Genomic DNA, 10,469 nt, shown 5'->3' with positions numbered 1-10,469 from the left:
GTTTCGTGGCCGCGCAGATGGGCCACACCGGAGAGTGTGGAGGTTCCCTCGGCTAGTGCACACAGAGCGGCGACCGTCGGCGTCAGTTCGCCGATGGCGCCCATGTCCCACGTGATGCCTTGCAGCACTGCGGGTCCGGTGACGGTCAGCAGTCCGTCGGTGAGATCGGTGTGGCATCCCATGGCCTCGAGGATGTCGACGATCGCCGCTCCGGGCTGAGTGGTGGTGGCCGGCCAGCGGGGCACGATGATGCTGCCACCGGTCACCGCGGCCGCGGCCAGGAATGCCGCCGCGTTGGACAGATCCGGCTCGATCTGCCAGTCCACCGCGCGGATCGGTCCGGGCGCGATGTGCCAGCGGTCGGGCACCGAGGTGTCCACGGCGACGCCGGCTTCTGCGAGCATGTCGATGGTCATCTCGATGTGGGGCATGGACGGCACCGGCCTACCCGAATGGGTGATGGTGACGCCCTCGGTGAATCCGGCGCCGGCCAGGAGCAGTCCGGAGACGAATTGCGACGATGCCGAAGCATCGATGGTGACGGCCCCGCCACGCACGGATCCGGCGCCTTCGACGGTGAACGGCAGCCCGTCGCCGTCGATCTTCACACCGAGGTCGCGCAGCGCGTCGAGAATGGTGTTCAGCGGCCGGGCCCGGGCCTGCTCGTCGCCATCGAAATGCACTGGGCCGTGGGCCGATGCGGCAATCGCCGGAACAAAACGCATGACGGTTCCGGCCAGTCCGCAGTCGATGGTGGCGCCGTGCAGCCGCGCCGGGGTGACCGTCACCGCGGTCGGGTCGCCGGGATCGGTGTGGATCGAGACCCCGAGGGCGGCGAGCGCGTCGAGCATGAGGTCGGTGTCGCGGCTGCGGAGGGTTCCGGACACGGTCGAGCGGCCGTCGGCCTGGGCCGCGAGGACCAGGGCACGGTTGGTGATCGACTTGCTCCCGGGCAGCGTCACAGTCGCGTGCAACGGGGCCGGTGCGAACGGTGCGTTCCATGCAGTCACCCGGACAGTCTTTCATGCTGAGGGTGACACCTGGTTTTCCCTGCTGAGACGGCGCGGGGTCCGCCACGCCCGGCGCGGTCGATCAATCGGGTGACATCAGCTGTATGTGGCCGATTCGGCCGCTATGTTCGATCCATGAACCTGAGACTTTCTCGCAGCGGAGCAGCAGTCGCACTCTGCGCGGCAGCACTTCTGACACTGTCGGCATGTTCGGATGACTCGGGCGACAGCGCCGATTCGACCACCAGCGCAGCGGAGTCGTCCTCTGCGGAAGCCACGGCGGCGGAGCTCGACGTCCGCGTCGAGGACCTCATGCTGCCGGAGTCGGACTTCCCGGGCACCGGTACCTACGTCGTCAAGGACAAGGCCGCGATCGACGCCGACCAGTCGAGCGACCCCGAGGTGACTCCCGCTAACTGTGCGGCGATTGCCAACCAGGAGGACGGTACCGACGCGTTCGACCGGGCCCAGGTCGAATACGAGATGGAGGACGGCTCCACCATCGAGACAGAAGTGGTCCTCGGTCAGGCCGAAGACTTCGACACCGTGGTTACTCAGGTCGAGTCCTGCCCGGCGATGACGATGCGGTCGACACTTGACGACGGAACACCGCTGGTCGCGGAGTTGGAGAACTCGATAGAAGACGTGGAGGGCTCGACGGTTCCGGCCAAGACCATCATCAGTACGGGCACAGCGACGGCGGGCGAGCAAACCATCCCGATCACGATCCGGTCCACCGGTGCTTTTGTCGAGGGCACGACTGTGAGCGTTCAGATCACCCTCGTCGGTGACAATGCCGCCAGCTGGAACAACTCTGACGAGGCGTTCCTGGTCGAACTGCTCAACAAGCAGATCGCGGTTGTGCAGGACGCCGCGGCTGCATAGCGACTCGCCCAGAACCGGTCACACACGACTTCGGCACACCCCCGGAAACGCCCGGGGGTGTGTTTGTTCGGTGTGGTGCCGCTCTGGTGGGTGGATAATGACCGCCATGTGCGGTCGATACGCCACCACGGCGAGTACCTCGGATCTGGTTGCGGCTTTTGATGCGGCGCTCGCGGAGGATGACGCGAGCAAGATCGCCAATCCGTCCTACAACGTTGCGCCCACCACCACGGTGCCGGTGATCCTGGAACGTGCATCCCGCACCGACCCCGACAGCCACGAGGACTCGGAGCCCGAGGTGGTTCGGCAGCTGCGGGCCCTGAGGTGGGGTCTGGTCCCTAGCTGGGCGAAAGATCCGGGCATCGGCAGCCGGATGATCAACGCCCGTTCGGAGACGCTCACCGAGAAGCCTTCATTCAAGGCCGCCGCCGCCCGCCGCCGGTGCATACTTCCCGCGGCCGGGTTCTTCGAATGGACGAAGGATCCCGACGGTGAGAAGCTGCCGTATTTCATGCACGATCCGGATTCGGCGATACTCGGTTTCGCCGGCCTCTACGAGCTGTGGCCCGATCCGGGTAAGGCGAAGGATGACCCTGATCGCTGGCTGTGGACCACGACGGTGATCACCCGTCCGGCCACCGATGCATTGGGCCACATCCATGACCGCACCCCGGTGATCGTCACGCCGGACCTGCGCGACGACTGGCTCGACTGCACCAGCGGAAAGCCCTCGGTGGCACGGGATCTACTCGATTCGCTGCCTGAGCCGCATCTGGTGCCGTATCGCGTGTCGACCGATGTCAACAGTGTCCGCAACAACCGCTCCGACCTCATCGAGCCGTTGTGACCGGCGATTCGGTCAAGACCCGGCCGAATCCCTGCCAGAGAGTCAAGTACCTCCTCGGCCGCCCATTGCCGGGATCGATGCGGGACTGGGTGATCCGCGATGTGACCGGACCCGGTTGCATGCGCCGCTACCTCATTCGCGGGGTGCTGCCGTTTCTCCCGATCTTCATCGCTTTCTCGTTTGTGCCCGGACCGGTGATCTATCGGCTCGGAATGATTGCCCTACTGCTCATCCCGCTGATCTACTTCGAGATCGCACTGATGAGCGTCTATAGACGCCACCTCTTGACCGCCAACGGTATCGACGGAAACCTCATCGGGGTCAAGCGTCGCGCCCGGCAAGAAGCGACCAAGAGCGACTACGAATCGAAATACCCACGAACACCCAACTGAACGGGGCGCAATGGCACACGAACACGCGAAGCACGAATCGGTGGCCGACACCGACGTTCGCCGCCGGTGGTTGGCGCGCGCCGCCTTCGCAGCGGTGTTCGCCGCAGTGGTCGTCCTGGTGGTGTTCGCCGGTCTGAAGACCTTCATCGTGCTGATCGCCACGGTGGGCGCCCTGGTGATCGGCGTTGCGGCTGCCTTCTGGTTCATCGCTGTCCGCGGGTTGTTCCGGTGGGTCGCCTTGGCCATCCTCGTGGTGGTCCCGATCGCGTTGCTCGTGTTCCTCATCACCGAGAATCTGCTGTGGGTGGTCCTGGTCGTCCTGGCACTCCTGCTGTTGGCCGGGGTCCTCGCGCGGGCCGCACTGGGGCGCGATCGCGCCGACTGGATGATGCCCGAACAAGAGGTCGCACCGCCGAAACGCCCGTTTGTGGTGATGAATCCGCGCTCGGGCGGCGGCAAGGTCGAGAAGTTCCAGCTGCAGAGTCGCGCCGAGGCTTTGGGCGTCGAGGTGGCGCTGCTCGACGGGCCGGGACCGGTGGACGTCGCGGCGCTGACCCGGGCCGCGGTCGAGCGCGGCGCCGACCTGCTCGGGGTCGCCGGCGGCGACGGCACCCAGGCCCTGGTGGCCGGAATCGCAGCAGAGCACGATCTGCCGTTCCTGGTGATCAGTGCCGGAACCCGCAACCATTTCGCACTCGACCTCGGTCTGGACCGCGACGATCCGTCGACCTGTCTCGACGCGCTGACCGACGGGGTGGAGATCAGGGTCGACCTCGGCTCGGTCAACGGCCGCACATTTGTCAACAACGCGTCGTTCGGTGCCTACGCGGAGGTGGTCCAGAGTCCGGCGTACCGCGACGACAAGACCGGCACGATGCTGACCATGCTCCCGGATCTGATCTCAGGCGCCCGTGGACCGCGGTTGCTGGCCCGTGCCGGTGACGTGACCATCGATCAGCCGCAGGCGGTCCTGGTGAGCAACGGTGCCTACGAGATGCACGATTTGGCCGGACTCGGCAGGCGCCCCCGGATCGACACGGGCACGCTCGGCGTCGTGGCGGTTTCCGTGAGCAGCACGCTGCAGGCAGTCGGATTGCTCCGCCGCACGCGCCAACACGGCCTGACACAGCACATCGGCGTCGAGGCGATCGTCGAAGCCGATCAGCCGGAGATCCCGGTGGGCGTGGACGGCGAGGCGCTGGTGCTCGCGACTCCGGTGCGGTGCACGATCACCCCGCAGGCGTTGCGGGTGCGGGTGCCGCGGCATCGCCCCGGCGTCCGGCCGCCCAAGCGTCCGGTGGATTGGGTGCGGTTGCGGCAGTTGGCCTGGCGCTGACGGAACCGGCCGTCGATGGTTGATCAGACACGCAACAGCCACCGGCCGGGGCCGGCCTTGTGCTCGAACGCCCGGTGGGCCTTGGCGGCCTCGTCGAGCGCGAAATCCCCGGCGATCTGCAGGGCAGCCGGCTCGCTGCCACGTCGGACAGCAGTCCGGCGAGTTCGGTGCCGTCGGCGTGTACCTCCACCCAGCCGCTGGTGATCTGCCGGGTCGATGCGGGCCTCCGGAAGGTGAGTCCCGATGCCGACATGACCGCCGCGGCTCGCCGCGGACAGACAGAACGGGAATACGACGCGTACGTCGCGAACTGCCCGAGCCGGATGTTGCTCGACCGAATGAGCGACAAGTGGGTGGCGTCGATCCTGGTGGCGCTCGGAGACACGACCATGCGCTACTCGGAGCTGTCGCGTGCCGTGGCCGGGGTCAGTCAGAAGATGTTGACCCAGACCTTGCGCACCCTGGAGCGCGATGGACTGGTCACGCGCGGGGTGACGGTGAGTGTTCCAGTGCGCGTTGACTATTCACTCACCCCGCTCGGCCTCTCGTTGCGGCAGCTGATGCGCGGGGTGAAGGACTGGGCCGAAACGCACATGGACGAGGTCTTCGAGGCCCGCGACCTCTACGACCACCGCATGGCCGAGCAGTAGCCGGGCGTCCTGTCAGGAGACGATGTCGGCGACCACCGCGCCGGTGACCGAGATGAGGTCGCCCGGGGCGAGTTCGATCTCGAGTCCGCGTTTGCCGCCGCTGCAGAACACCGAATCCCAGAGGTCGACGGTTTCGTCGATCACGGTGGGCAGCGGCTTCTTCTGACCGACGGGCGACACCCCGCCGAGGACGTACCCGGTGACGCGGACCACCGCCGCCGGATCGGCCATGGTGGCTTTCCCACTCAGTCCCAGCGCGCCGGCCGCAGCCTTGGGGGACAGGCGCTGCGGCACCGGGATGACCGCCACGGCCAGGGTGCCGCCGACATCGATCACCAATGTCTTGAAGATCTGTTCGGGTTCGGCTCCGATCGAGGTACGCAGGTGGTCAACGGCTTCCGGACCCCAGTCGCCATCCGAGCGGGTGTCGTACTTGTGTACCTGATGCCGTACCCCGGCACTTTCGAGAACGCTGATCGCGGCGGTCGCTGCCATGGCTGTCGATTCTCTCAGTCGGAGTCGGGATCGCGAACCTTCGCGTGCGCGCTTGGTGGCAAGTATCGGCTCAGCCTGGGCAAAAGTGATTCGGTCCGGAACAAGTCGCGACGGGGCGTTGTTGATTCCGCCTGAAGGAGGTGTGGTGTGTACAGCAACTCACGTGAGCGCGGGTCGGTAGGCTTGCTCGACAGACCTGGTTTTCCCGCAGGTCTCGAAGGGACTGTCGTGACCGAAGCCGAAACACCAGAAGTGAGCCCAGAGACGTCGGAAGAGCGCTTTGCGCGGTTCGAACGTGATGCGTTGCCGTTGCTCGATCAGTTGTACGGTGGCGCGCTGCGGATGACCCGGAACCCCGCCGATGCCGAGGATCTCGTACAGGAAACGTATGTGAAGGCGTTCTCGGCCTTCCACTCGTTCAAGGCGGGAACCAATCTCAAGGCCTGGCTCTACCGGATTCTGACCAACACCTATATCAACGGATACCGGAAGAAGCAGCGTCAGCCGGCCCAGTATCCGACCGATGAGATCACCGACTGGCAGTTGGCCGCCACGGCCGAGCACACGTCGCAGGGGCTGAGGTCTGCCGAGATCGAGGCGCTCGACGCGCTGCCGGACGACGAGATCAAAGCTGCCCTGCAGGCGCTCCCGGAGGACTTCCGGATGGCGGTGTACTACGCCGACGTCGAGGGATTGCCGTACAAGGAAATCGCCGAGATCATGGACACCCCGATCGGGACCGTGATGTCCCGATTGCATCGGGGCCGCAAACAGCTGCGAGAACTGCTCGCCGACGTCGCTCGCGAGCGTGGATTCAACAGAGGAACTTCCGGCCACACGGCCGATGGCCAGTCCGGCCACAAACAGGAGGTTGCCGGATGAGTACCGGAAACGTAGGCGGCGGGTCGAACGCCGAAGAAGAGTTCGACGAGACCCAGCAACTCGATTGCTCGGCTGTGATCGCCGATGTGTGGCTGTTGCTCGACGACGAATGCGATCCGCATGCCCGGGCGCGACTGAAGTCGCATCTGGACGGGTGCACGCCGTGCCTCGAGCACTACGGCATCGAACAGCAGTTGAAGTCTTTGGTGAACCGCAAATGCGGTGGAGATCAGGCGCCCAAGGGATTGCGGGAGCGGTTGACCCTGGAGATTCGGAAGACGGTCATCATCCGCGAGACGCGGGGATAGTCCTCACTCCGAATCCGCCAGGGATCCAAAACCCGGTAAGGGCCTCAACGCTCAGGCGTTGGGGCGCTTGCCGTGGTTGGCCGCATTCTTCTTGCGAGCCCGCTTCTTGCGTCCACGCTTTCCCATGGCAGTCTCCTTTCGACAGCGCTCCATTGTGACACGAAGCGCGCGATTGCCGAGAATCGCCCGGACTCGTGGTGCTGCGCTAGGTTTATACCCGGCGTAACCCGAGCACCTGGAGGATGGCGATGGCAGAAGAAGTCGTAGCGGAAATCGTTGCAAGCGTTCTCGAGGTAGTTGTCAGTGCCGGTCAGACGGTCGAGGTCGGTGACACGCTCGTGTTGCTGGAATCGATGAAGATGGAGATCCCCGTCCTGGCCGAAGAAGCGGGCACGATCACCGAGGTGAAGGTCAACGTCGGGGATGTGATCCAGGCCGGTGACCTCATCGCGGTCATCGACAACTGAGGCACGCGATCATTGACGGACCGACGGGCTCCGGCTGATGTCGACTCTCTCCGAGTTGCTGGCGGAACACACCGAACTGTCCGGGGCCGCAGGTGGCCACCTCCAGCGGGTGGTGGCGGAATGGCAACTGCTCGCCGACCTGTCTTTTGCCGACTTCCAGATGTGGGTGCAGTCGCAACGCGCTGCCGCTGAGCCGTATTCGGCCACCACCGGGCCTCAGATGGTCTGTGTTGCCCAATGCCGGCCGAATACGGCTCCCACGGTCTTTCCCGCCGACGGCGTGGGTACGTCGATCTCAGAGGCTGACAACCCGCAGGTCTTCGGTGCACTGCGGGATGGCCGCATCCTCCGTGAGGAGGATCCGACGTGGGTCGGGTCGGTGGCGATCAGGCGGGAAGCGGTCCCGGTCCGATTCGAGGGTGCCGTGGTCGCGGTTCTCGCGCGCGCGATCAATCTCACCCAGCCGCGGATGCCGTCGCCCCTCGAATTGTCCTATCAGGACTGTGCGTACGACCTGTGCCAGATGGTGGCCGAGGGGACGTTCCCGCAGAACGAGGGCAATCCGCGAGGCCTGTCGACGCCTCGTGCCGGCGACGGCTTCATCCGGGTCGACGAGAGCGGGGTGGTGCAATACGCCAGCCCCAACGCGTTGTCGGCCTACCACCGCATGGGCTGGACATCGGAACTCAGCGGCAACGACCTCGCCGAGGTGACGGTCAGCCTGCTCAGCGACCCGTTCGAATCGGAGGAAGCGGCCACGATGTTGCGGGCGGCGGTCGAGGGCCGGGCGGGAATGCGGATCGAGGCCGACGCCCGCCGGGCGACCGTGCTGATCCGCGCGGTGCCACTGCGGCCCCGGGGTGTTCTCGTCGGAGCGGTGATCCTCGTGCGTGACGTCACGGAGGTGAAACGTCGGGACCGCGCATTGATAAGCAAGGACGCGACGATCCGCGAGATCCATCACCGCGTCAAGAACAACTTGCAGAGTGTGTCGGCCCTGCTGCGGCTGCAGGCGCGGCGCACCACCAACGACGAAGCGCGTCAGGCGCTGGGAGAAGCCGTCCGGAGAGTCGCGGCCATTGCCCTTGTCCACGAACTGCTTTCGGGCAGCGTGGATGAGGAAGTCGATCTGGACGTGGTCATCGATCAGCTCGTGCCCGTCATGGCCGACGTGGCGTCGGGCGGCACCGCGGTCACGGTGCGACGGGTCGGCAAGATCGGTGTGCTGAAGTCCGATCTCGCGATGCCTGTGGTGATGGTGCTCACCGAGCTGATCCAGAATGCGGTCGAACACGGATTCGCGCCGGAACAGACCGGCCGGGTCCTGATCGATACCTCCAGGAGCACAAGGGAACTCGTGATCACCGTCCAGGACGACGGCGTCGGCATCGACCCGGATTTCGATCCGCGTCAATCGGATCGTCTCGGACTGCAGATCGTTCACACCCTGGTGCAGATCGAGCTGTCGGGCGACCTCGAGCTGCGGCCCGGCGCAGCCGGTGGGACCGACGCGATCCTGACCGTCCCCTTGCGCTGACCGGTTGTGCCGCAGCATCTTTGATGCCGCATTGTCCATTGCAGCAAAAAACCCGGTGGCTTGATGCCACCGGGTTGCCTGCCGTCGAGGTGGTCGCTGGGCTGTGACCGCCTCGGGTTCTCTCTGGGTCTATACCGAGCTGCGGGTGCGGCTGCGAGCATTACGCCGCTTGAGTGCGCGTCGCTCGTCTTCGCTCATCCCGCCCCAGACGCCTGCATCCTGGCCCGACTCCAGTGCCCACGTGAGGCAATCAGCTGTAACCGGGCAGCGGTTGCAGACGAGCTTCGCATCAGCAATCTGCGCGATGGCCGGGCCACTGTTTCCCACCGGGAAAAACAGCTCCGGATCCTCGTCGCGACAAATTGCGTTGTGACGCCAGTCCATCCCACTGCTCCTTCAGGCGCTTCCACGCGCCGCTCGTAACCGTCTGTTCATGTGTGCGTATGTTTTGTTTCCGCACTGTTGCTTGTGAATACTTTCACGAATCCAGATGATGTCAATGGTGTTCCCTTAACACGTGGGCAACATCACTGTGCAGGGGGTACCTACATAGGTCCTTACCCCGTTGTACTACCCTGCGGGCCCAGTTGTCTCGAGAATCACACACAGAACTATTTGTGACCTGCATCTCTCCCGGGTCGTAGGGTCACGTTTTCACGACTTGGGAGAAATAACCTCTAGTACAGCGGGACGGCAGCCGAACTCGAGCGCCGTCCGGGTGCCAAGGTATTCGCCATCCATCTGCATGTCGATGGGTTTCGAGCTGTGAATCTCGACATAGGCAACGTCGTCTTCGCGCAAAAGGTGTTTGGCGTGCGGTTTTGCCTTGGACGACAACAGTTGCCGGACCAGTGGCAAATTGCGGATCGGGGCCATCGATGTCGATGCGAAAACTCCGAGGCGGCCATCAAAAGTCGTATCCGGATTGGTTTCGATCGGCCTCGAGCCCAGATACGTCCACGGGCTGGCGTTGGAGACGAACGCAAAATGCGCGCCCTCGAGGGGTTCGCGCCCCGGGACGGTGACGGTCAGCGTGGGCTTGCTGCGGGCCGCGCCCATGAAAGTCCGGATCGCGGTCCACAGATAGCGGGTGGCCGTCGCGCGGTGCCCGGCGGTGCGCTGTTCGTCGATGGACTTGACCACCTGCGCGTCCACGCCGACTCCGGCGTTGAAGAGGAACCACCGATTGTTGGTGTGCCCCAAGCTGACTCGGCGACGTTGACCGGTTGTGAGAAGGTCGACCAGCTGCCCGGTCGCCTTCAGTGGATCCGCATCGATGCCCAGTGCGCGCGCGAACACATTGGCGCTCCCGCCGGGCACCACCGCAAGTGCGGGGGACGGCATGCCGCTCTCCGGCTCGGATGGCGGATCCAGCAGACCGTTGACCACCTCGTTGACACTGCCGTCGCCGCCGTGCACGACCACCACGTCGTAACGCTCCGCGCGGGCCTGGGCGGCGAGCTCTCCGGCATGGCCCCGGTGCGTCGTGTGCTCGACCCTGATGTCGACACGGGCTCCGTTGCCGGCCTCGTCCGGGCGACGGAGCGACGCGGAAAGGGTATGGAGCAGCGCATCCCGGCCGGCCTCGGTTGTCGAGGTGGCAAAGGGATTTACGATCAGCATCGCGCGCACGAGAACCGAGCCTAGCGCCAGCGGGGAG

Annotated in this window: 14 protein-coding genes; 9 read left to right on the top strand and 5 right to left on the bottom strand. The window is 65.2% G+C overall.

What is annotated here, in order from left to right:
* On the bottom strand, positions 1 to 1,010 hold a 1,010-nt coding region (gene aroA / locus VIQ49_RS23725), incomplete at its 3' end, for a 3-phosphoshikimate 1-carboxyvinyltransferase (RefSeq protein ID WP_331889041.1).
* Between the two features lie 135 nt (positions 1,011 to 1,145).
* On the opposite strand from aroA, the gene VIQ49_RS23720 reads away from it, so the two are divergent.
* The 5 genes from VIQ49_RS23720 (at position 1,146) to VIQ49_RS23700 (ending at position 5,120) form a co-directional block, all read left to right on the top strand.
* Positions 1,146 to 1,895, top strand: coding sequence for a hypothetical protein (locus VIQ49_RS23720; protein WP_331889040.1), 750 nt, complete (start codon positions 1,146 to 1,148; stop codon positions 1,893 to 1,895).
* 106 nt (positions 1,896 to 2,001) lie between these two features.
* Complete coding sequence (locus VIQ49_RS23715; RefSeq protein WP_331889049.1) at positions 2,002 to 2,742, top strand: SOS response-associated peptidase; 741 nt, start codon at positions 2,002 to 2,004, stop codon at positions 2,740 to 2,742.
* The gene (locus VIQ49_RS23710) at positions 2,739 to 3,134 is read left to right on the top strand and encodes a DUF5313 family protein (protein ID WP_331889039.1); all 396 of its coding nucleotides are present in this window, start codon (positions 2,739 to 2,741) and stop codon (positions 3,132 to 3,134) included. The genes VIQ49_RS23715 and VIQ49_RS23710 overlap by 4 nt, the downstream gene beginning before the upstream one ends.
* A 10-nt stretch (positions 3,135 to 3,144) precedes the next feature.
* Positions 3,145 to 4,470, top strand: coding sequence for a diacylglycerol/lipid kinase family protein (locus VIQ49_RS23705; protein ID WP_331889038.1), 1,326 nt, complete (start codon positions 3,145 to 3,147; stop codon positions 4,468 to 4,470).
* Between the two features lie 251 nt (positions 4,471 to 4,721).
* Positions 4,722 to 5,120, top strand: a complete 399-nt coding sequence (locus VIQ49_RS23700; RefSeq protein WP_331889048.1) for a helix-turn-helix domain-containing protein — start codon at positions 4,722 to 4,724, stop codon at positions 5,118 to 5,120.
* 12 nt (positions 5,121 to 5,132) lie between these two features.
* On the opposite strand, the gene VIQ49_RS23695 is transcribed toward VIQ49_RS23700, so the two are convergent.
* Positions 5,133 to 5,615: an aminoacyl-tRNA deacylase gene (locus tag VIQ49_RS23695; RefSeq protein ID WP_331889037.1), complete on the bottom strand. Its 483-nt coding sequence runs from the start codon at positions 5,613 to 5,615 to the stop codon at positions 5,133 to 5,135.
* A gap of 147 nt (positions 5,616 to 5,762) precedes the next feature.
* Here VIQ49_RS23695 and VIQ49_RS23690 point away from each other — a divergent pair, with 147 nt between their 5' ends.
* Both VIQ49_RS23690 and rsrA read left to right on the top strand, forming a co-directional pair.
* Positions 5,763 to 6,497 (top strand): sigma-70 family RNA polymerase sigma factor, encoded by a 735-nt coding sequence (locus VIQ49_RS23690; RefSeq protein ID WP_414731701.1) that lies wholly within the window; start codon positions 5,763 to 5,765, stop codon positions 6,495 to 6,497.
* Positions 6,494 to 6,805 (top strand): mycothiol system anti-sigma-R factor, encoded by a 312-nt coding sequence (gene rsrA / locus VIQ49_RS23685; protein ID WP_331889035.1) that lies wholly within the window; start codon positions 6,494 to 6,496, stop codon positions 6,803 to 6,805. The genes VIQ49_RS23690 and rsrA overlap by 4 nt, the downstream gene beginning before the upstream one ends.
* Positions 6,806 to 6,856: 51 nt before the next feature.
* Here rsrA and VIQ49_RS29035 read toward each other — a convergent pair whose 3' ends face one another.
* Positions 6,857 to 6,931, bottom strand: a complete 75-nt coding sequence (locus tag VIQ49_RS29035; RefSeq protein ID WP_369758845.1) for a 50S ribosomal protein bL37 — start codon at positions 6,929 to 6,931, stop codon at positions 6,857 to 6,859.
* A 122-nt stretch (positions 6,932 to 7,053) separates the two neighbouring features.
* Here VIQ49_RS29035 and VIQ49_RS23680 point away from each other — a divergent pair, with 122 nt between their 5' ends.
* Positions 7,054 to 7,272, top strand: coding sequence for a biotin/lipoyl-binding carrier protein (locus VIQ49_RS23680; RefSeq protein ID WP_028463612.1), 219 nt, complete (start codon positions 7,054 to 7,056; stop codon positions 7,270 to 7,272).
* A 37-nt stretch (positions 7,273 to 7,309) separates the two neighbouring features.
* Entirely contained in the window at positions 7,310 to 8,809 is a 1,500-nt protein-coding gene (locus VIQ49_RS23675) for a sensor histidine kinase (RefSeq protein WP_331889034.1), read from the top strand.
* Between the two features lie 129 nt (positions 8,810 to 8,938).
* Here VIQ49_RS23675 and VIQ49_RS23670 read toward each other — a convergent pair whose 3' ends face one another.
* A complete protein-coding gene (locus VIQ49_RS23670; RefSeq protein WP_023955875.1) occupies positions 8,939 to 9,193 on the bottom strand; it encodes a WhiB family transcriptional regulator in 255 nt (84 codons plus the stop codon).
* 270 nt (positions 9,194 to 9,463) lie between these two features.
* Positions 9,464 to 10,432 carry a diacylglycerol/lipid kinase family protein gene (locus tag VIQ49_RS23665; protein WP_331889033.1) on the bottom strand — a complete coding sequence of 323 codons (969 nt, stop codon included), beginning with the start codon at positions 10,430 to 10,432 and terminating at the stop codon, positions 9,464 to 9,466.
* Positions 10,433 to 10,469: the final 37 nt, after the last annotated feature.

The sequence above is a fragment of the Williamsia sp. genome (genome assembly GCF_036566845.1).
GTDB lineage: Bacteria > Actinomycetota > Actinomycetes > Mycobacteriales > Mycobacteriaceae > Williamsia.
The sequence above is the reverse complement of the archived record's forward strand: the minus strand, read 5'-3'. Positions and strand labels throughout refer to the sequence as shown.